This window comes from Leptospira fainei serovar Hurstbridge str. BUT 6 (assembly GCF_000306235.2).
Classification (GTDB): domain Bacteria; phylum Spirochaetota; class Leptospiria; order Leptospirales; family Leptospiraceae; genus Leptospira_B; species Leptospira_B fainei.
On record NZ_AKWZ02000001.1, the window covers coordinates 308,003 to 328,575 of the forward strand.

Annotated in this window: 18 protein-coding genes; 10 read left to right on the forward strand and 8 right to left on the reverse strand. The window is 44.3% G+C overall.

Annotated features, from left to right (window positions below; all coding sequences use genetic code 11):
• Positions 1-123: 123 nt before the first annotated feature.
• Positions 124-1,032 (forward strand): class I SAM-dependent methyltransferase, encoded by a 909-nt coding sequence (locus LEP1GSC058_RS01290; protein ID WP_016547597.1) that lies wholly within the window; start codon positions 124-126, stop codon positions 1,030-1,032.
• Positions 1,033-1,132: 100 nt separating this feature from the next.
• Here LEP1GSC058_RS01290 and LEP1GSC058_RS01295 read toward each other — a convergent pair whose 3' ends face one another.
• The gene (locus LEP1GSC058_RS01295) at positions 1,133-1,471 is read right to left on the reverse strand and encodes a hypothetical protein (RefSeq protein ID WP_016547734.1); all 339 of its coding nucleotides are present in this window, start codon (positions 1,469-1,471) and stop codon (positions 1,133-1,135) included.
• Between the two features lie 620 nt (positions 1,472-2,091).
• Here LEP1GSC058_RS01295 and LEP1GSC058_RS01305 point away from each other — a divergent pair.
• From LEP1GSC058_RS01305 to ileS, 4 genes are all read left to right on the forward strand, one after another.
• A complete protein-coding gene (locus tag LEP1GSC058_RS01305) occupies positions 2,092-2,571 on the forward strand; it encodes a flavin reductase family protein (protein ID WP_016547708.1) in 480 nt (159 codons plus the stop codon).
• A gap of 193 nt (positions 2,572-2,764) precedes the next feature.
• Positions 2,765-4,999: a phosphoribosylformylglycinamidine synthase subunit PurL gene (gene purL, locus LEP1GSC058_RS01310; protein ID WP_016547488.1), complete on the forward strand. Its 2,235-nt coding sequence runs from the start codon at positions 2,765-2,767 to the stop codon at positions 4,997-4,999.
• Complete coding sequence (locus LEP1GSC058_RS01315) at positions 4,996-5,640, forward strand: leucine-rich repeat domain-containing protein (RefSeq protein WP_016547548.1); 645 nt, start codon at positions 4,996-4,998, stop codon at positions 5,638-5,640. The genes purL and LEP1GSC058_RS01315 overlap by 4 nt, the downstream gene beginning before the upstream one ends.
• A gap of 6 nt (positions 5,641-5,646) precedes the next feature.
• Entirely contained in the window at positions 5,647-8,391 is a 2,745-nt protein-coding gene (ileS, locus tag LEP1GSC058_RS01320; protein ID WP_016547730.1) for an isoleucine--tRNA ligase, read from the forward strand.
• 1 nt (position 8,392) lies between these two features.
• Here ileS and LEP1GSC058_RS01325 read toward each other — a convergent pair whose 3' ends face one another.
• Together LEP1GSC058_RS01325 and LEP1GSC058_RS01330 are read right to left on the reverse strand one after the other, a co-directional pair.
• Entirely contained in the window at positions 8,393-9,163 is a 771-nt protein-coding gene (locus LEP1GSC058_RS01325; RefSeq protein WP_051133741.1) for an LA_1326/LA_4305 family lipoprotein, read from the reverse strand.
• Between the two features lie 34 nt (positions 9,164-9,197).
• Positions 9,198-9,560 carry an STAS domain-containing protein gene (locus tag LEP1GSC058_RS01330; RefSeq protein ID WP_039947822.1) on the reverse strand — a complete coding sequence of 121 codons (363 nt, stop codon included), beginning with the start codon at positions 9,558-9,560 and terminating at the stop codon, positions 9,198-9,200.
• A 115-nt stretch (positions 9,561-9,675) separates the two neighbouring features.
• Here LEP1GSC058_RS01330 and LEP1GSC058_RS01335 point away from each other — a divergent pair, with 115 nt between their 5' ends.
• From LEP1GSC058_RS01335 to LEP1GSC058_RS01355, 5 genes are all read left to right on the forward strand, one after another.
• Positions 9,676-11,502: a hypothetical protein gene (locus LEP1GSC058_RS01335; RefSeq protein ID WP_016547715.1), complete on the forward strand. Its 1,827-nt coding sequence runs from the start codon at positions 9,676-9,678 to the stop codon at positions 11,500-11,502.
• Positions 11,503-11,523: 21 nt separating this feature from the next.
• A complete protein-coding gene (locus tag LEP1GSC058_RS01340; RefSeq protein ID WP_016547704.1) occupies positions 11,524-12,240 on the forward strand; it encodes a hypothetical protein in 717 nt (238 codons plus the stop codon).
• A gap of 21 nt (positions 12,241-12,261) precedes the next feature.
• Positions 12,262-13,605: a hypothetical protein gene (locus LEP1GSC058_RS01345; protein WP_016547654.1), complete on the forward strand. Its 1,344-nt coding sequence runs from the start codon at positions 12,262-12,264 to the stop codon at positions 13,603-13,605.
• Positions 13,606-13,707: 102 nt separating this feature from the next.
• A complete protein-coding gene (locus tag LEP1GSC058_RS01350) occupies positions 13,708-14,022 on the forward strand; it encodes a DUF485 domain-containing protein (protein WP_016547498.1) in 315 nt (104 codons plus the stop codon).
• Positions 14,022-15,560 (forward strand): sodium:solute symporter family transporter, encoded by a 1,539-nt coding sequence (locus tag LEP1GSC058_RS01355; RefSeq protein WP_016547555.1) that lies wholly within the window; start codon positions 14,022-14,024, stop codon positions 15,558-15,560. The genes LEP1GSC058_RS01350 and LEP1GSC058_RS01355 overlap by 1 nt, the downstream gene beginning before the upstream one ends.
• A 75-nt stretch (positions 15,561-15,635) precedes the next feature.
• Here the strand turns inward: LEP1GSC058_RS01355 and LEP1GSC058_RS01360 are convergent, their stop codons facing one another.
• From LEP1GSC058_RS01360 to LEP1GSC058_RS01380, 5 genes are read right to left on the reverse strand one after another with little or no spacing between them, the layout of a single operon-like run.
• Entirely contained in the window at positions 15,636-16,730 is a 1,095-nt protein-coding gene (locus tag LEP1GSC058_RS01360; RefSeq protein ID WP_016547768.1) for an AI-2E family transporter, read from the reverse strand.
• Positions 16,723-17,250 carry a cyclic nucleotide-binding domain-containing protein gene (locus LEP1GSC058_RS01365; protein ID WP_010568884.1) on the reverse strand — a complete coding sequence of 176 codons (528 nt, stop codon included), beginning with the start codon at positions 17,248-17,250 and terminating at the stop codon, positions 16,723-16,725. The genes LEP1GSC058_RS01360 and LEP1GSC058_RS01365 overlap by 8 nt, the downstream gene beginning before the upstream one ends.
• Positions 17,251-17,252: 2 nt before the next feature.
• Entirely contained in the window at positions 17,253-17,810 is a 558-nt protein-coding gene (locus tag LEP1GSC058_RS01370; protein ID WP_016547749.1) for a lipoprotein signal peptidase, read from the reverse strand.
• Complete coding sequence (locus LEP1GSC058_RS01375) at positions 17,807-19,510, reverse strand: ABC1 kinase family protein (protein WP_016547761.1); 1,704 nt, start codon at positions 19,508-19,510, stop codon at positions 17,807-17,809. The genes LEP1GSC058_RS01370 and LEP1GSC058_RS01375 overlap by 4 nt, the downstream gene beginning before the upstream one ends.
• 5 nt (positions 19,511-19,515) lie before the next feature.
• Entirely contained in the window at positions 19,516-20,571 is a 1,056-nt protein-coding gene (locus LEP1GSC058_RS01380) for a Gfo/Idh/MocA family protein (RefSeq protein WP_039947823.1), read from the reverse strand.
• Positions 20,572-20,573: the final 2 nt, after the last annotated feature.

The following is a 20,573-nucleotide window of genomic DNA, read 5'->3' on the forward strand; positions in this document are numbered from 1 at the left end:
AGCGATTTTAAACTTTGTAACTTGGGATTTAGATAATTACATGAGTTTTGCTCGGATCCGACGTTAATAGCAATTTAAAAGGCTATCCGCAAATAACATGAAAATCCTCGAAGGAAGAGTCAGTTGAACCAGACTTGTTACCTGTGTGAAAGTCAAAAGAATGAAACTGTTTTTATCGAAAACAGTATCGCTATAGTTCGTTGTTTGCATTGCGATCACGTATTTTCCACGTACGAGCAAGACGAACATTATGAAGGATACTGGGGTGAAGAGGAAACTTCCTATGATTTAAACTGGTGGGACCTTGCGCATAGGGAAATTTACCAGGACTTCATCGAAAAATTTCTATCTTCGCCTAAGGGAAACATCCTGGATGTCGGTTGTGGGTTAGGTTTCTTTATTAAAATGGTCAACAATAATCGACCTGGTTGGGAGGCTGTCGGTTACGAGATCTCAAACCAAGCAATAAAGTTCGCGAAGGAAAAAAACGGGTTAAAAAACGTTCATTCCGGTATCGTACAAACGAGCAATCTTCCTAAAGAAAAGTTCGATATTATCACGTTATGGGACGTAATCGAACACATCCCGAGGCCTCACGCCTTAATTACGTATCTGTTCACATTATTAAAACCGGGAGGATTTCTATTTATCCAAACCCCCAACTTTCCGGTTCAGTTATTTAAAGCAAAGTTGAAAGTTTTGATCAGCGGCATGAGGCCCGACTGTCATTATCTTGAAGCTAAAGATCACATAAATGATTATTCCGAAAAAACTTTATCCATGCTATCAAAGCAGTGCGGATTTTCCTCGGTAGAATTTACGATCCTAAAACCGATCGCCTCCGTTTCCGGCAACAGCGCTAAATTGGGTGTTATTTTGAAAAAGTTATTCTATTTTAGTACTTTATTAATTTGGAAACTAACGTTCAAGCGGATCAACGTAAATCTTACTCTTTTTGCACAATTTCACAAAGAACAGAAGCGCACGTCTCCACCTGTCGCAAAATCGGCCAGCCTAAATTCAATTAGCTAAGATCCGTTTCGTAAACATTCTCCGAAATAAGGAAGATTTGGTCAAATGAGTCCGACGAGTCATTTGATTTTGATTTAGTCGGGAATCCTATAAGAGCATATTAGCAAGCGTTCTCTTCATAATCCATTAATTGTTTTATAAAATACGCGTCTTCCAGCCCTGTCCATCGACTTCTAACAATCTGATCGACGATAATGGAACATTTTACTTTCGTTTTCTTCGTGGCAGAAAGAGCTAATCGAAAGACACCATCTAAATTTTCATCGCCTTGATAAATATATTCCGCCCGAGGAAGTTCAAAAACTTTTCCGGGTAATCCCGAGATTGTCGTTTGGAATTTTCTTTTTTTCATTTCTTTATCCAGAACGCGATAAGGGTCATTATCCGTATTATGTCTTAGTGCTTTCTTTAGTTCAATTCTAACGGTAAAAAAGGTCATTGGCGTCCCCCTGTAAAGACTGTGCAGTATAACATTTATCTACTATTCGGTAAATTATTAATTTCATTTAATTCAATCAAAACAACTATATATTATCAACAAATTCCTCCGCCGGATTTTTCGAAAATATCGGAAAGAAATTATAAAATTCTATTTTGTGCGTTATTTAGGCAATCATTAAGCTTTACGTGCTTATCCGAGATAACCCGATCGGAGTATTAAAATGAAAATCTGTCGTCTTGACTTTTGTTAAGATTTCTTAAATGAATTTTATTCTCAAATATTCGCCGTCGACCTTTTAGCATTAATAAAAACTCGAGCAATCAAGGTGGAAAGAAAAAAGGGCATGCAAAACGAATAAATTGAAAACCTACATCTCAGAAAGAGGTCGAGTCCGGATAATTCTTTTTTTCTATCGAAGATTATTTCCAAGAGAATTGTGCGCAACGAGAGGATAGAATTTTTCTCATACCCCAAAGATATTTCCTGATCTTTCCAGACGCCCCCGGAGTGAAGTTCTCCCAAAAACCGTGAACCCCGACGTTTTGCTTTCGGGAATTTCATTCGCTCGATAGGAAGTAACACTTTACAAATCTAGAGAACCTAAATCAAATACCCTAATGTCCCTAAGCCATGATGATTTTAAGAATGCCCTTTCTCATTTTTCCTCCGGTGTGACCGTGATTACGTATTCGGACACGACGAGAACGGGTGGACTTACCGTAAGCAGCTTCACCTCTTTATCGTTGGACCCTCCGTTAATCTTATTCAATTTGCAGAAGAATATCTCCAGTCATGATCCATTATTGGCATCGGGAAAATTTACGGTTAACATTCTTTCTGCAGAACAGGAGAAGCTTTCCAACCAATTCGCATCTGGAAAAATCGATAAGCATGATTTGATCCAAACTTTGGCATGCAGTCTTGGCCATAACGGAGTCCCCTACTTGGATGGAACCCTATCCCGGTTGGAATGTGATTTGGAAAAGCAGATAGACGGGGGAGATCATACTATCGTGGTCGGCCGGGTTCTCTTTGCCGCTTCGGACGATTCAAAGCGACCCCTTCTCTATTATCGCAGGGCTTACTATAACATCTAAAATGAGAGTAAGCCGAGTTACTTCTCCCTTTAAAATTCCGGGCGGAAAGCGGTCAGGACCCAATTCGAGTTCCCTAACCCGCAAAATTTGATTAGGTCTTGAATCGGAAATTCTTCGTCTCCGATCCGAGACTTGACCTATTTCGGTGAAAGTAGTTTCCCTTGGGCCTAGAGCGGGAAAAACTGGTCCCGTAATGGAAAAAGAAGCCGTTTCTCTCGAAGACGCCTTAGACCACGGACTTACGGCGGAAGAATTCGCTAAGATCCAAGAAATATTGGGAAGAATTCCCAACTCGACCGAACTCGGAGTTTTCTCCGCAATGTGGTCGGAACATTGCTCTTATAAGAATTCCATCCTGCAATTAAAGACGCTTCCGACAAAATCGGATAAACTCCTGGCACAAGCCGGAGAAGAGAACGCCGGAGCCATGGATATCGGAGACGGACTCGCAGTCGTTTTCAAGATAGAAAGCCATAATCATCCCACCGCAGTCGAACCCTATCAGGGTGCGGCCACCGGAGTGGGCGGGATCATGAGAGATATTTTTACCATGGGAGCTCGGCCCATCGTCTCTTTGAATTCGCTCCGCTTCGGTAATCCGGATGAATCTCGCAATAAATATCTTCTATCTCGGGCGGTAAAGGGAATCGGCGACTACGGAAATTCTCTGGGAATTGCCGTATCGGGCGGAGAGCTTTTTATCGATGAGTGTTTTTCCAAAAATCCGCTCGTGAACGCTATGACAGTCGGAATCGTACGCCATGATCAGATGGCAAGCGCAACTACCGGCGGCAAAGTCGGGAACGCCGTTTTTATCGTCGGTTCGACTACCGGCAGGGACGGAATTCACGGGGCTTCTTTCGCCTCTAAGGATCTTACCAAGGAATCCGAGTCGAAACGGTCCGCAGTTCAAGTAGGCGATCCGTTTATGGAAAAACTCTTGATGGAAGCGTCTCTCGAAGCAATTCAAAAAGGGTTACTGGTAGGAATTCAAGATATGGGCGCGGCAGGAATTTCCTGTGCAACGTCAGAAATGAGCGCGAAGGGAAAAACCGGAATGCGGATCGATTTGGATTCGGTTCCTTTTCGCGAAACGGGAATGAACGCGTACGAGGCAATGCTTTCCGAAAGCCAAGAGAGAATGCTCGTCATCCCGATTAAAGGTAAGGAAGAAGAACTCATTTCTATATTCAAAAAATGGAATTTAAATGCGGTTCAAATCGGAGAAGTCACGGACAACGGATTTCTAGAAGTTCATAAAGACGGAAAACTGAAAGTAAAGATTCCCGCCGAATCCCTGGTACTGGGCGGGGGAGCTCCTCGCTACGTCCGAGAAACGAAACGCCCGGCGTATTTGGATCAAGTGTCCGCCTGGACCCCGAATTCTTTACCCGACTTGAAGGAAGCGGGAGAAATCGATTCTATCTTCTTAAAGCTCCTGGGAGGCTGGAATCTCTCTTCTAGAAGACCGATCATCGAGCAATATGATACCGAAGTAGGTTTGGTAAAGCTTATCGGCCCCGGATACGACGGAGGACTCTCGGCGATTCCCGATACGGACCGGGCGCTGGCAACCGCAACCGATTGCAACTCCAGATATACGTATCTCGATCCATATCACGGAGCGATATTCGCAGTCTGCGAGGCGGCGCGTAACGTCGCTGTAACCGGCGCCGATCCTCTCGGAGTGACCAATAATCTTAACTTTGCCAATCCATATATTCCGGAAAATTACTATATATTTTCCGAATGTGTCCGTGGAATGGGAGATGCTTGTCGCTTCCTCGGGCTTCCGATTACCGGAGGAAACGTCTCCTTTTATAATGAATCCCCCGAGGGGCCCATTTTTCCGACTCCTACGATCGGAATGGTGGGAATCTTGGACAACAAGAAACTCGGAATACGGAATTATCCCCGAAAGGCCGGGATTAGGCTGGCTGTCATCGGAAAATTTCGACCTTCCCTCGGCGGAAGCGAATTCCAAAAAATCCAATGGCGGACCGTTCAAGGGCGGATCCCGGAATTGGATCTTTCTCAGGAAAAATCGCTTCTGGATTTGATCGTTTCCTTAGGAAAAGATTCGAAAGTGGTTTCGGCCCACGATTTATCCTTAGGAGGAGTCGCTATCGCTTTGGCCAAGACCGCAATCTTTTCCGGCTTAGGTGTTAAAGCGAATCTGCAGGAACTCCGGCAGGATCGCGTAGATTTGACTTTGTTCGGAGAGACCGCTTCCTGCATTTTAATCGGGTTCGAAATGAAAAATGAAATGCCCATTCAAGAGATGACTTTGAGCAAGGGACTCGATTTTTTGTCCGTGGGAGAAACGGTGTCCGAAGCTAAATTGAGAATCGCAGATTTTAAAGTAGAAATCCCCGTTTCGGAACTTTCAAACCGGTACGAACGCGGATTAGTTGAGGTGTTCAAATGAATCCAACGATTCGATCGCTCGTCGTCCCGACTTTATTCGGACTTCTACTCTTCGGAAATTCCTGTAAAAAATCCGCCGACGATATTCTTTCCACCGCCTCTCAAACTCCTTTGAAGGTCGAAAAATTGGATTTAGGATTGCAGAGGTTAGGCACGCTCCCTCCGGTATTATTTACGTTTCCGAATCTTAAATGGTTGGATATTCGGCTGAACCGACTCGAAACACTCTCCGAAAATCTATGCGACTTGGAACGATTGGAATATCTGAATATCTACGGAAACGACCTAAAACGGCTTCCCGCTTCCTTTGCCAAGCTCGAAAAACTGCGCGTCCTCTTTGCGGGAAATAACGACTTCGAAAGAATTCCGCCGGAATTAAAAGGGCTTCCACTCGAAGCAATCTATATCGATCAGAACAAATTGACTTTAAACGAACAAGATATAGATATATTAGGAAATTTGCAACGACTGGAAATTTTGGATTTATCCAAAAACAGGGCCATAGTTTCTTTTCCCAAGAATCTAGATTCGCTCGCAAACCATCCGAAGCTACGAGTTCTTATCCTGAAAGATTCAGGACTCAGAACCGCCGACGTAAATGCTGCGCGTAAATTACTTCCGAAGATCCGTATAGAATTTTAAATATCCATGAAAGAAGAAGAGAAAAAAAATCCGTATTCAAATACAGTCATACTTCCGCAAACCGACTTTCCGATGAAGGCCGGCTTAGCGACCCGCGAACCGGAACAAATCAAAGAATGGGAAAACGGACATCTTTTCCGAAGAATGCGGGAGAAGAGGAAGAATAATCCTCAATTCGTCCTGCATGACGGCCCGCCTTACGCAAACGGAAATTTCCACACGGGTCATTCGCTTAATAAAATCCTAAAGGATATGATCGTCAAATCCAAGGCTCTTTCCGGATTTAATGCCGATATGATTCCGGGTTGGGACTGTCATGGATTGCCGATAGAGGTTCAAGTCCTTAAAAATCTTGGAAAGAAAGCCAAGGAAATCGGCCCCGAAGAACTCCGAAAACTTTGTCGCGACTATGCGGAAGAATTCGTGGTCAAGCAAGGACAGGACCTTTCTCGCTTTTTATGTTTTTGGGAAAAAGATCATATTTATAAAACGATGAGTCCGGACTTCGAAGCGAAAATCGTGGAGATCTTCGGCGCACTTTTCGACGCAGGTTATATATATCGCGGAAAAAAACCGGTCTATTGGTGTATCGAATTAGCGACCGCGCACGCGGAAGCGGAAATCGAATATCACCCGCATAGATCCCCGTCGATCTATGTGAAATTTCCGGTGAAAGGAAAGGACAAAAGTTATTCCTTAATTTGGACAACCACTCCGTGGACCTTACCCGCCAACTTGGCGATTAGTTTTAATCCTAGATTCTCATATTCATTCTATAAAACTCCGGATGGAGAATCCCTTTTACTTGCGGACGGACTGAAAGAGGCGGTTGAGAAAGCCACTGGAGTTCCGTTGGAGAAGTCGGGCGCGGTTACAAATCAAGATCTTGAATCGATGGTATTTCAACATCCGTTTTTGGATCGAGATTCCATCCCTTTGTTCGGGGAACACGTTACTCTCGATGCGGGAACCGGAGCGGTGCATACCGCACCCGGACACGGACAAGACGATTATAAAGTCGGATTAGCGGCGGGATTGGAGCCTTATTCTCCCGTGGATGATTACGGTAGGTATACCGACGAATTCCCGATGATGAAAGGCGTCAAAGTTTGGGATGCAAATCCCAAAATCGTGGACCTCTTAAAAGAAAAAGGTTTATTGCTTCATTATTCCGAATTCGAACATAGCTATCCTCATAGTTGGAGAAGCAAGAAACCTCTCATTTTCAGAGCGACTCCACAATGGTTCTTTCAAATCGATTACAAAGGCCTACGAGAAAAGTCGCTGGAAGCGATTGATAAAGTCCAATGGATTCCTAACTGGGGGATCAGCCGCATTCGCTCGATGGTTGAAACACGGCCGGATTGGTGTCTGTCCCGCCAAAGAAACTGGGGGGTGCCTATCCCCGCTTTTACCTGCAATGAATGCGGGGAAACTCATTTGGATTCCGCTTCCGTACGTTTCTTCACCGAGATCGTAAGACGGAAAGGAATAGAGATTTGGTATACCGAACCCGCAGACGTTTTGCTTCCCACCGGTACAAAATGCGGGAAATGCGGTTCGTCTTCCTTTAGAAAAGGAAAGGACATCTTGGACGTTTGGTTCGATTCAGGCGTGTCTAACTTTGCTGTATTAAGCGAACGTGGTTCCGAGCCCCCTGCCGACCTATATTTGGAAGGGTCGGACCAGCACAGAGGCTGGTTTCAATCCAGCTTATGGCCGTCTATGGCTCTAAGAGGTATACCTCCGTACAAATCCGTACTTACGCACGGCTATGTTCTGGACGAGCAAGGACGAGCCATGTCCAAATCCTTGGGCAACGGAATCGATCCGACCAAGGATATTATCAACGTATATGGTGCGGATATTTTAAGACTCTGGGTCAGTTCTCAGGATTTTCGAGACGATGTTCGGGTCGGCAAAGAAGGCCTCAAAACGATCGCGGATAATTATCGGAAAATTCGAAATACGTTCCGCTATCTGTTGGGAAATTTGGCCGGGCATACGACCGAGCAAAATTTAGCGATCGATGAATTGGAAGAAGTGGATCGTTACTACTTATCCAGATTGGCGCATCTAACCGAAGAGCTTAAGGCTTATTACGAAAGCTACCAATTCCATCAAGTCTATCAAAAACTTCTTCTCTTCTGTACGGTGACGCTGTCCCAAGATTATTTCGAAATGATAAGAGACAGAATGTATTGCGATCGACGGGAATCGAAGACAAGACTCTCCTCTTCTACGGTTTTGCAAATTATATTGGATACTCTTTGTATTTATTCTGCTCCGGTTCTAAGCTTTACTGCCGAAGAAGTATGGAAGGAAAACAATAAGAAAGACTCGGTCTTCTTGGAAGATTTTCCCGATTTGTCGAAAGTTCGAGATCCGAAATTGGAAACGGACTTTGAAAGAACCTTGGCCGCCCGTGAAATCGTCCATAAAACCCTCGAAGTCGCGAGACAAGCAGGAAAGTTAGGAAAGTCGCTGGAAGGCGCAGTCGAATTAACCGGGAACGGAAGTAAGGAACTCAAGACTCGTTTTTCCAACGCTGCGTTGGAACTCATTTTTACCGTGTCTCAAGTCCGCTTTGACAAAACGGAGCGAGAGATACTTGCCGAACATTCCAATGAAGAATTTGCGGTCAGAATCGTAAAACCGAACGAAAGCGAATGTCCTCGCTGCTGGAGACACCCTGCGGAAGAACGGAAGGGAGAACTTTGCCTACGCTGCTCGGAAGCGGTCTCGATCTAACTCAAGGGCGATCGTTTTCGTCAGTCAGTTTAACCGGGCCGTATTGCTTTCTAGGTAAAAATTTATACTTGGTGGGATTCTTTAGATCGAAAGAGACCCATTTACGCTGAGGAACTCCCCCCGCGAGACCGAAGTCGAAATTCTCCCCTTCCACGATTTCGGTTCCGTCAGTCGATTGTTCCAACGGAATCTCTTCGATTCGAGTCCAGCGATCGAACAAGAGAGTTTGATCCTTATCCACGATCTCACGTTTAATTCTGCCGAAAACGACGTTCAGTCTGGCGTCCGTCGCCCAAAGGATACAGGTAGTCAACTCATCATAGGAGATGACCGATTGGGTATCGTCATACTTCGTGATGAGCAGCAGCAGCTTATCTTTCGGAAGAGCCTTTAGGGCGAAAGGCAAATCTCTCGCTAAAACATCCAACTCGTGATCGGAAAAAACGAAATCGGAAAAATATCCGATAGTAGTTCGCTTGGAGTATCTAAGATTTCCCAGGTAGTCTTTTACTTTATTTTGATCCAACTGGATCGGATGGTCTAGTGAATTCGTTTTCGTTATTTTGTAGAAACCGGGTAAATCTTTCGGGTCGATTTTAAAAAGGGCGATTCCTTCGGAACGGAACACGCTCTCCCGATTGGAGTACGGGTAACAGCTTGAAATGCCAAAAACTATGCAGGCGATAAAGAAACGCATTAGGATTGGGAACGAAGGGAGGCTTTTTGAAAAAAACGTCTGTTGCATCGAGTCGGAAAAAAAGGGTCGTTTCATCTGTATTTAAGAACGGATTCAGAAGCGGAGAGTTTCAGTCTCCTCGCAGAAATTCCGAAAAGTTCGGATATTTTTCCAGGAATTCTTCCATAGTGTAAAGGTTTACGATGCGATCCAGCCCGGAAAGCCGAAAAACGGAATGAAGGGACTTATTTAAGCCGAAGATGTTTACAATACCATTTTTATCCCGGATTTGGTTGCGGACTTTAATAATAATTCCAATCCCTGACGAGTCTATAAATTTGACCAACCCCAGGTGAAAACTAATAATCTGGGGGTATCCGTTCAGGACGCTTTCTTCAAACTCGACGTAAAAGTCACGGGAATTATCCATCAGGATATCCTCCTGGACCGACAGGACGAGATGATTGTCTCGGTTGAGACTTTTGAGAATCATGGGAAAATAACACGCATCGGAATTCGAAGTATGTCAAGAAATAAGTATCTTAGTTGATTTATTTCGGAACGACCGCCAGGATACTATTAGAGCGGTTTCTGGGGAATCCAAACCAATGTCTGAATTCGATAAAACCAAAAAAAGCATCGGCGTAAACAATCTGGACGATAAGGCCAGAAGAGAGATGTTTGATAAGTTTCAATCTGCCGGCGGCAAGGTTGTTTCCGAAAAAGACAAAAAGCGGGACGAAGCCCTTAAAAAGCAAAAAGAACAACCGCAAGTCCGTCAAGGCGTCAGAAGCCAAGCAGGCGGCAGAGATTCAAAATCACCGTCCGGTAAAGGCGGATCCGGCGCTCCAGCTAAAACTCAACAAGTCAAGCCCAACGCGTTCAGGGATCGGAAAGCGATCGAAGCGGAGATGGGAAACTTCTTCAACAGAATGGCCGTTAAGTTTAAATGCTGGATATCAAGGGTTACTTCTTTTTCATCCAGCGATCTACTCCCTGGATTCCTATCCGAGATTAATATCGCGGGCAAAAAAGCCATTCTTGAAATGAACTTTGTTGGGAACGATTTGCTGGGCAATCCGGCTTACGCAGCAAAAATCGCCAAAGAATTAGACGGGCAAAATCCTCTTTACATCGAACTTCTCGGTCGGATGCACAAAGTTTACGATAACGTGGAATTAAACCAATTGCTCGAAGCGCATAACGCAGCCCCGGATATGGCAGTCTCTATTTCGCGGGTGCGGCAACCCTTATATTCTTTATTTAGGAAATTATACTATATTTATCCGTTCCAAGGGTCGTACGTTAAGGCAGTTACTCTTGGATACCAAGCGCTCGAAAAACTGGAAGGAAAACCTGCCACCGTTTATAATACGAAACGGAAACGTGCGCTCCAGGAATTCGACGTACTCTATGGAACCGTTTTTGATAAATTGTATCTGGCGATCCTTCGTAGCGAAGATAAAAATATTCCGCTGATCAGCTCCTATATGGAAGATATTCTAGGAATCGTCCCTGAAGAAAAATTGGGACAGCGTCAACCCGGACAAGAGCTGGACGAAATTTCCGGGGGAGCCCACGAAGAAGAGGAAGAAGTCAAAGAAGAAAAAAAAGAGGAAGCGATCGATCCGGAGGAATCACTAAGTAAAGAGCTGAAGTATGGATTGAAGCTTATGCGCATGATGACTTTGGAGCAACTTCGAAAGAAGCATGATCCGAAAGGAGATTACGAACGGATTCCTTCCTCCGATAAAGCTTTGCTTTCCTGGCTATTTTTTCGGGAATTCGACGAGGAATATTCCTTTGTGATGACCACCAAGAAAATCGATTTGAAGCCTACGATCGTCGCGGGCGCGAAAATGGATTTCCGGGAAAAGCTAATCGACTTGTATGAAACGACTCGCGGCATACAGGAACAATTCCGAATCTATGATCAATATCACAAGGAACTGGATTCCCATCTGAAGAATCCCGGCGCCAACTACATAGAGTCATCCAAAAAAACTTCGGCCTTAGAGACCAAAAAAAGCCAGCAATCCAGAAATGTTCGAGTTACGGTAAAGGACTTCATTCAAAAGGGATCCGACCTACTCTCGAAACTGATCGCGGATATGAAAGGTAAAAAGGAAGTCGTTACGAATATGGACGACTTAATGACTTTCGATCTGATAGAGTCCAAAAAGCGCCTGAATAAAAAACCGATCAAACAATGCATCATGGAAGCATATTGTTATTCTCTAGCTCTCGCGGAGCGATTGGAAAGCGGAGATTTGTTCGGAGGTGTTATTGAAATGTCCCCCGAAGAAATGGAAAAAGAATTCGGAATTAAGGCAAACGCTTCTCAGCAGGAAGCCGAGCTAATGGATCCGAACCTTTCCGCCGAAAAAGCCGCCGATGATAATTTCGGCGTCGACCCGTCCATTCTATCCGACTAAATCTACAAGCGCAGGTTACGCGTGGCTTCTGTAAAGATCACTCTATTCCAAAAGGAATTATCTCAGCCTATATCTCCCGAACAAAGATCCAAGCTATCGAAAGAAAAATCGGATTTCCTAATTCTGCCGATGTACTTTCCCGGAGGCGGGGTTTCTTCTCCCGAATCACTCGCGTCTCGTTCGAAAGGTTTTTTGGACGAACTGTTGGCCGTTTCCGAAGTTTACAAAGGAGCCATATTAGGCGGATGCATGTTTCGCAAAGACGAAGAAGGCCTATTACGCCTCTCCGTCCCGATAGTTCAAAATATCGTTTTAGTCGATTGGTACGACGTAAAAGTTTTGGACGCGGAAGAAGCTCCTGCAAAGCCCGGTTCCGGCGATGAAGCGATTATTCTAGGCGGCTTCCGTTTCGGTATTTTCGTGGGAAAAGAAATCGACGATCTTTCTCGGTTTGATCGGTTAAAATCCGAAAACATCAATCTAGCGTTCCATATAGACTCTGTCCCGGAAAACGGAATTAACTATGCAGAGGACTTGAAAAAGTACGCGGACTTATCGGCAAAATATAATCTATTTCTGCTTCGTTCTTCGGGGCATGGCACTCCTTTCGGAAAGAAGCGTATCGGGCGAAGCTTATTGTCGACTCCTACCGGAGTCACATGGAAAGTTGCCGAATCCGAAAAGGACAAAGAAATCATAAAAACCGTAAATATTAACGGAATTAACGGCCTGTTTTAAACGACTTCACTCTCGGAAAAAATGGGATACAGTAATATCGCGCGAAAATATTGCTTACCGATAGCGATTGCCGGCGTTCATGCTATATTACAGTTTCTAGATTTTCCGATATTAAGGATAGACGGTTATTGGCAGCTACCTTCTAAGGAATGCTGGTACAACCATCCTTTTCAGGCTCTCATTACTCTGAACGGAACGAGTCCTGCCTTAGCCCTCTTCCATTCCGCTTTCGCACATTTAGGGAAGGGCAATCCTTACCCTTTGTATGCGGTCTTCCTACCGATTCTGCATGCGATCAGTTGCCACCTTTTTCTATCGGTTCTTTCCAGATTGAAAATACGATATCGTAATATTTGGGCCGCTCTCTTTTTTATTAACCCTCTTGCGTTCGCCTATTTTCGGTATCCGTTTTATTCCACCTATTTATTCTTTCTCTCGTTAGTTTTATTATATTCTCTATTTGTAGTCAGAGATAAAAACAGAAAGTTATTGTACGTTTCGATCACGATCGCGGCCGCCGCGACCATCCGACCTTCCTGGCATCTAGGTCTTGCGATTTTCTGGATTGGATGGTTAACTTGGCATGAACGTAAAAAGCTGTCACGCGCCTCGGTAATTACGGCTTTCTTAATACTCCTATTACCGTTCGGATTATATCTAAAAAATTTTCTTCTTTTCGACTCGTTTTCGGCTTCTTCTTGGCTGGGAATGAATCTCGCCCGATCTCGATTGATAACTTTAGATTCTAACGAACGCAAAAATCTGGCTCCATTCCAGCTCCCGACCACTCTATATCGAGGAATTTATTCCGAAAACGATCCGCTTGTCTCCCGTTATTCTGACAAGATCTGCCTAAATGAAGACGACTATCATAATATCCGGTTTATCGAAGTTTCGCGCAAATATCTGTCCAAGGTCAAGGAAGCCACAAATGTTCAGCAATCTCTCAAATTACTAAAATTCGGTATTAAAGTTTATTTAAGTAGCCCTTCGAATTATCCGTTCCTATTACCGCAATTCGCCGCGATACCGGAATTCTTGCGGAAATATCCTGGATTGGATTGGTTTGCTTCCGTTTCGATCGGTTCCTTCGATAAAAACTTATATAGAATCGTATATCCGATCTCGCTATTATTACTCCTGCTCCGCTTCCCATCCCTTTCCTACAAAATCCGAATTATCGTCCTCCATACCGTATCAATGACTATTTTGTATTCGTTTATCGATCCGTTTGAAGCGAATCGCATGAGATTCGAATTGGAGCCTTTTTGGTATCTTTGCGTTTTATTCTCCTTTATCCGAGCCAAAACTTACGTCGATCGAGGAATCAAAATGATTCGATCGAAGGTATCCCGCGAAAATTAATCACCAACGTGTTCGGATTTTTTCCGGATGCGTATTTTTATCCTTGCGAACATAGGCAATTTTTCTAGAATCCTCGATTGCATTTACGCATAGGAGTACGGGATGAAAGTCAAACCGCATCAACTCATCGAATCTCCCGAGTTCAAAAAATTAGTCAGAACACGCTGGACCGTCAGCTTTATCCTACTTTCCATTCTTTTTATAAATTATTACGGCTTCATTTTAACGATTGCATTCAAGAAAGAATGGCTGACTGAACGCCTCGGGCAGTTTGCTAATTACGGATTGATGGCAGGCGCCTTAGTCATAATCGTTTCCTGGCTTTTAACGATCGTTTATGTTTATTGGGCAAATACTTCCTACGATAAAGATACGGAGCATCTAAAAAGCAAATTAGAAAAAGGAAGTGAGATCTAATGGAATCGTCTTTAGGACAACCCAACTTCGTCTCCGTTTTATTTTTCGTCATATTTGTTCTCTTAACGTTAGGAATCACCTACTGGGCGGCAAAGAAAACCAAGACATCCAGCGAATTTTACGCCGCTGGAAGAAACATCACGGGATTCCAAAACGGTTTAGCGTTATCCGGTGATTATATGTCCGCGGCTTCGTTTTTAGGAATTTCCGGCATGGTTGCATTAAAAGGATATGATGGAATCATCTACGCGGTCGGATGGTTGGTCGGATGGCCCGCTTTAATGTTTTTAATCGCCGAGCCGCTTCGTAACCTAGGCAAATACACCTTTGCGGACGTTCTCGCATTTAGATTGCATCAAAAGCCGATACGAATCGCAGCATCGATCGGGGGAATTCTAGTAACTCTTACTTATTCGATCGCTCAGATCGTCGGTTCGGGGAAGCTAATCAACCTAATGTTCGGGATTTCCTACGAAGCGGCCGTCGTTTTAGTCGGCGGAGTCATGCTTTTATACGTTCTCTTCGGAGGAATGATTGCAACTACCTGGGTTCAGATCGTCAAAGCGGCTCTACTTTTGTTCGGAGTCACGCTTTTGGCAATTCTCGCGATGGCCAAATTTAATTTCGATCTTTCGAATTTATACGGGGAAGTCGAGCGCCAATACGGAAGGTCCGCGTTAGAACCGGGAGGATTAGTCTCCAATCCCTTAGACGCTATCTCTCTGGGGCTGGCTCTTATGTTTGGATTATTAGGACTTCCTCATATTCTAATGCGCTTTTATACCGTTCCTCACGCGAAAGAGGCCAGAAAATCCGTAGCCTACGCGACGACATTCATAGGATATTTTTATATTATTATTCCGATCGTCGGATTTGCCGCAGCCGTGCTGATCGGAAGAAATCAAATAGCGTCCATCGATAAAGGCGGAAATATGGCGGCGGCATTGCTTGCCGAATTATTAGGAGGAACTCCCTTTTTAGGCTTTATTGCGGCAGTCGCGTTTGCGACAATCTTAGCCGTAGTGGCAGGATTGACGTTGGCCGCGGCGTCTACGATTTCCCACGACCTGCATTTTAACGTTTTCAAAGACGGAAAGGCGAGCGAACAGGAGCAGGTACGCGTTGCAAGACGAGCCACGGTGGCCTTCGGCATTTTGGGAATCCTTTTCGGAATTTTATTCAAGGATCAGAACGTCGCTTTCATGGTCGGTCTCGCATTTGCAATCGCGGCAAGCGGGAATTTCCCTGCGCTTTTCCTATCCATTTTATGGCGGAACTTCAGCACAGCCGGAGGTGTCGCTTCCATATTAGTAGGTTCCATTTCGGCAACAGCCTTGATCATTCTTAGCCCGACTATTTGGGTGGACATCTTCGGTTTTGGAACGGCGCTTTTTCCCTATAAGAATCCTGCGATCTTTTCCATGACTCTTTCGTTTTTAGCCGCGATCGTTTTTTCGAAATTTTTCCCGGAAGAACGTGCTCAGAAATTATATGAATCTGAGAAAGTAAGGGTTTATCTAGGAGTCGGCGCCGAGTAAGTCTGAGCGCCGATAAAAAGCTAAGACTTCTCGCAAGAAGGGTTAACGATCCGAATGCAAATGCTTTTCGGATCGTTAAAGCAGATTATGATCTTTCATCGACCGATATAATGTCGCGATCGTCACTTTCAAGATTGCGGCCAGCGGGACTGCCACGAGCATTCCTGCGATCCCCAATAAAGTTCCTCCGACCGTAACGGCTCCGACGACAACGATCGGATGCAAAGAAACTGCGTCAGAAATGATGACAGGTTGGACAAAAAAATTATCGACCGCCTGCGCGATAACTATAACAATTAGAATAGCGCCCATCAGTTCGTACATCCCCATACCGTCAGTGATACCTTTTGCATAAAAGATCGCTGAACCTTGTGTTAGAGTCATAAACAAAGGAGGAACCGCACCGATAATAGGTCCTAAGTAGGGTATCGAATTCGCGATCCCTACAAAGAGCGCAAATATATAAAAATATCTAAGTCCGATAACCGAAAAGCCGATCATAGCAACGACGGTAATTATAGCACTCTGAATCACCAAACTACGTAAATAATTCGTGATTTGTTCGTTGATATTAGCCGCGATCATGATCGTCATTTCAAAGTAACGATTCGGAACTAAGCTTACGATATTCTTATAGACTCCGTTGCCGTTCAATAGAAACAGGAACGCAAACAAAGGTGTAACTACCAAGTATCCGATCAATGTAGGAATAATGGAAACTAAGCCCGCCACTTCCCCTTGCACTATATCCGCGACTTTCTGAACGAGTTCTTCCGGACGGAGCGTCTCTTCCCATCCTGCCGGGAAATCATTGAATTGGATTTTAAAACCTACGACCAAATATTTGAATTTGGCATCTTCCATATCCTGTCTCCAATTCTTCATTAAAGGTTCCAAGGTGGAAACGATAGGCGAGGCTACTTCCGTCGCGATCCAGTAAATCGGAATGCAAACTAAAATCATCAATCCTGCGACGGATAAAATGCGAGGAACTCCAAGACTTTCGAAATAGTTAATACTTCCGTTAAAAATATAGAATAGAATCAGGGATAAAGCTATCGGGACGATTAGTAGCTTCAGCCCGAGGATAAAAAATGCGATCGCCGCTCCTACTAGTAGGAAGAAAATGATGCGAATTACATATGTAGATAACGGCCTGGATTCAGACATTCTTCTGCTTGCCTTTATAATAAGCTTTTTCAAGAAGCTGGTTGGTTTTCTGAAGACGTTCTACGATTACCCCGGTAAGACTTAGCAGAATCTCGATACCGATTTTAGGTTTGGTTTCGATGATTTCCTTTAAATCGGGTTGAAAAAAACCGAGTAAAGTGGAAGGCTCAGATGCGATTGCAGTCGCAGTCCGCCGTTCTTCCGAAAAAAGGGATAGCTCGCCGAAAAAGGAATGTTGGTCCAGGTGAGCCAGGTCCAATTCGATTCCGTCTCGAATCGAACGAATCGTTACCTTCCCGTCAAAGATCATGTAAAAACCGGCGCCGGCTTCTCCTTGACGAAAGATCTCCTCTCCTTCCACATATTTACGAACATGAACTAAACGTGCGATTTCGTTTAATGTTCGTCGTTTTAATTTTCCAAAAACCGACGTTTCCCGCAGAAAACGGATAATTTCCGGGTTAGAAGTACCCTTCTTCTTGAATAACTTCTTCCAAATGGGAAGCTGTAGAGGGTTCAAGATTACTTCTTATCCTCCTCGAGTTTCATTGTGAGGATTAAGAGAACTAAGCCGACACTTACGCAAGAATCCGCGAAGTTAAAGGCGGGCCAACGATCGTAGATCAACCAATTAGGCCAATCAAAGTCTAGGAAATCCACGACTCCGATAAATTTCCCCGCAAATTGATTTTCGACAAAACCGAATTCGGCCCCGACACCGATCACTTTTACGAAGAATTTATCGATAAAGTTTCCGAATGCTCCCGACATAACTAGCGCCCAACCTGCCGGATGCCCAAGATCCGGGTTTTTCCAACGATATGCAATCAATACCAGGATGGCGACTGCTGTCATTGCAAGCGACGTTCGAGGAAAACCTTGGAAGAATCCCATTACGAAGCCGGTATTGAAGGTTAAAGTTAGCCGGAAAAAATTTCCGAGTATTTCGACCGGATTATGAGGATGAAGATAAAGAATAGCGATATATTTTGTAACGAGGTCTATAACAGTTCCCAGAACTACCGATATAAGGAAAAGAGGAGGGTATACTTCTAAGAATTTCTTTTCGAAAAATTTCACTGACGGTTCCTTTTTGAGCTGAATTTATTTTTTAGGACCGAGAGAGCAAGGAGGATTCCGAAGAAAATCGAAGTACCGAAGCTAATGGTTGCGTACAGTTCCTCTCCTCTATCCATTCTTTCCGTTCCATAATGGATTCCGAATAAAATGATAGCAATAGAGATTGCCTGATGTCCCAAAGAATACATCTTTCGACTATGGGTTTCCAAATCCGGCAATCGATAGGCTTGCTTCCCTCTATTCAGATTCTTTATGGTTTGTAACAATTCGCCCGGAAGAGAGACCGCCTGCCCCCAAATCCCCCCTTCCTGCACAAGCGCCTTTTGCCAGTTGTTTTCCCCTTGTAAAACCATGCCTTTAAACGGTTTTTCTCCGTAGTCCAGAACGGTTCTATATGGATCCAAAGTCGCGGTTATTCCTACCAATAATCCCAAGACTCTTTCCAACGGGATCAGAGCGACAGGCAACTGTACCATTCTAAGCAAATCTCGCAGGCTGGAGTTGATCTCTTTTAAAAATTTCAAATCCTCGGGCGTATGAATTTGTTCGAATTTGATATTGCGAAAGGAATCGGTATCCGTCAGGAAACGAGAAAGTTTTTCCAGAGAATATCGGACGACTTCCTCTACCTTATCTCTGTCCGCCTTGCGGGAAAGTAAACCGAGTTCGTCCAGACCCTCTACGACACCTCCGTAGTCTTTCGACATTGCGCATAAAAATATCTTACGCAATACCAATGCCTGGCTCGGCGGGATCTCCCCCACGGCTCCGAAATCGATAAAACAGAGTTTTTCTTCGGGAGTATAAATCATATTTCCCGGATGAGGATCCGCGTGATAAAACCGATATTCGAATACCATTAGAATGTAAGCGCGAATCAGTAGATCGACCGGTCTGGATTTTGCCTGTCCTTTTTTCAACGCGGCCGCTTGAGTGATTCTTACTCCGTCTATGTACCGGGTAGTAAGGACGCTTTTGCCGCTCCATTCTTTATGAATTTTAGGAAACACATAGTCGGGCTCTTCGGCGAAATAACGCGCCATGCGTTCCATCGATTCCGCTTCCAAGCGTAAATCCGTTTCACGACCGACTAATTTTGCGATTTCCTTATGAACGATTCTGTAATCGAAGGTAACGAGTAGACGATTGATTCTCTTTAAGAATGTGCGAATCGCTTTTAGGTCCTTAACAATAATCTCTTCGATGCCCGGATATAGAATCTTAATCGCAACTTTCTCTCCCTTAAAGCTTGCCGAATGTACTTGTGCTATGGAGGCCGAAGCGAGAGGTATCTCGGAAATATCGGGGAAAATCTCCACGATATCTTTTCCGAATTCTTTCCGAAATCTTTCCTTAATCTCCGAGAACGGATGAGGAGGGACTCTATCCTGCAAGTCTTGCAGAGGGTCGGTAAAACTTTCCGGAAAGAGATGCGAAAGGCTTGCGAGATACTGACCGAGTTTAACGTAAACTCCACCCATTCGCAAAAAGAATTCCCGGCACTCTCGCCCTAAATTCTGAAAGAACTCCGTTTCCTTTTCCTCATTCCGATAGGAGGGTAGAAAAAGCCTCGCGAATTTATAATACCAAAGAAGACTGAAAATTTTCTTCCAAAGAAACCAGCTACCTCTGTAATATCTGCCGCTCGCCGAATATTTTGGAAGATTGTTTCCGTTCTTAGTGGAGGAAGAATTAGACATAGATCCTATTCAGGTTCCGATACCATCCGGACATCCGCCTTCGTCTTGATCCGATCTAGGAGTTCCATAATTCCCAAATTCTCTCGGATATCTCCGGTTATACGATCCGATTTATTCGCAAGAACGGATCGGATTTCCGCGTAGAGATTTTCAAAGGGATTCGGTCCGATGGAAGATTTTTCCGGAAACGAGACTTCCGTCAAACTATTAAATCCTTTGTATTTACGGGAAGCTTTGGATTCGAAGAGACTAAAACCGTCGTTTGAGAGAATCATTCGAGCGCAATCCGTCATAATATCCATTTCAAACTGAAAATAGTTACGACTTCCTCCGGCTTCTAAGAATACGATCGGCCCGGAATCATATTCCAAAAAGGCAACCGCTCTATCTTCGACGGAAACTCCGTTTCGTTTTCGTAAACTAGAGCGAACCCGATCCGGTTTTCCCAATAACCAGTAAATTAAATCTATCGCATGCGTTCCGTCATGAAACAAAGGTCCGGTTCTGTCATGAAATGCTCGTCCAGGGTTGGCGGCGGATGTTAAAACGGAAGCCCGAATGGTCCGTATCGTACCGTATTTACCCGATTCCAAGACGGACTTTGCCCAAGAATATTTCGGATGATATCGTCTCTCGTGGTTTACCCAGATTCTGACTTCGTTTTTCCTTGCCAATTTTTCGAGAGATTTTGCCTGAAGAAACGTTTCGCAAACGGGCTTCTCCACCAGCAGGTTTTTACTTCCGAATCGGATTGCGGAACAAGCATCGAGATAATGCGATTCAGTAGGAGTCGCAATTATAGTAAGATCCGGAATATTTCGAATCTTTGCGAACGAATCTAAATCGGAAAAAATACGATCCGTCGGAAACTTCCATTGCTTGCGAAACAATTCCCGCTTTTCCCGGTTAAGATCCAAGGCGCCGATAATTTCAAAATTCTTTTTGCCCCAAGCAGAAAGTAGGACGCCGGCGTGAGTGCAGGGTTTTTGCCGAAGGGGATCTTTCTCTAAGATGCCGGCAATTCTTCCCAACCCTACGATCAATGTCTTTGTCTTTCGCATCG

Excerpts from the sequence above, each read along its gene's own strand:
- LEP1GSC058_RS01315 (WP_016547548.1), top strand. The coding sequence starts at position 4,996 with ATGAATCCAACGATTCGATCGCTCGTCGTCCCGACTTTATTCGGACTT.
- LEP1GSC058_RS01325 (WP_051133741.1), bottom strand. The coding sequence starts at position 9,163 with ATGAAACGACCCTTTTTTTCCGACTCGATGCAACAGACGTTTTTTTCA.
- purL (WP_016547488.1), top strand. The coding sequence starts at position 2,765 with ATGGAAAAAGAAGCCGTTTCTCTCGAAGACGCCTTAGACCACGGACTT.
- LEP1GSC058_RS01345 (WP_016547654.1), top strand. The coding sequence starts at position 12,262 with ATGGGATACAGTAATATCGCGCGAAAATATTGCTTACCGATAGCGATT.
- LEP1GSC058_RS01330 (WP_039947822.1), bottom strand. The coding sequence starts at position 9,560 with ATGATTCTCAAAAGTCTCAACCGAGACAATCATCTCGTCCTGTCGGTC.
- LEP1GSC058_RS01375 (WP_016547761.1), bottom strand. The coding sequence starts at position 19,510 with ATGTCTAATTCTTCCTCCACTAAGAACGGAAACAATCTTCCAAAATAT.
- LEP1GSC058_RS01355 (WP_016547555.1), top strand. The coding sequence starts at position 14,022 with ATGGAATCGTCTTTAGGACAACCCAACTTCGTCTCCGTTTTATTTTTC.
- LEP1GSC058_RS01380 (WP_039947823.1), bottom strand. The coding sequence starts at position 20,571 with ATGCGAAAGACAAAGACATTGATCGTAGGGTTGGGAAGAATTGCCGGC.
- ileS (WP_016547730.1), top strand. The coding sequence starts at position 5,647 with ATGAAAGAAGAAGAGAAAAAAAATCCGTATTCAAATACAGTCATACTT.
- LEP1GSC058_RS01360 (WP_016547768.1), bottom strand. The coding sequence starts at position 16,730 with ATGTCTGAATCCAGGCCGTTATCTACATATGTAATTCGCATCATTTTC.
- LEP1GSC058_RS01335 (WP_016547715.1), top strand. The coding sequence starts at position 9,676 with ATGTCTGAATTCGATAAAACCAAAAAAAGCATCGGCGTAAACAATCTG.
- LEP1GSC058_RS01350 (WP_016547498.1), top strand. The coding sequence starts at position 13,708 with ATGAAAGTCAAACCGCATCAACTCATCGAATCTCCCGAGTTCAAAAAA.
- LEP1GSC058_RS01305 (WP_016547708.1), top strand. The coding sequence starts at position 2,092 with ATGTCCCTAAGCCATGATGATTTTAAGAATGCCCTTTCTCATTTTTCC.
- LEP1GSC058_RS01295 (WP_016547734.1), bottom strand. The coding sequence starts at position 1,471 with ATGACCTTTTTTACCGTTAGAATTGAACTAAAGAAAGCACTAAGACAT.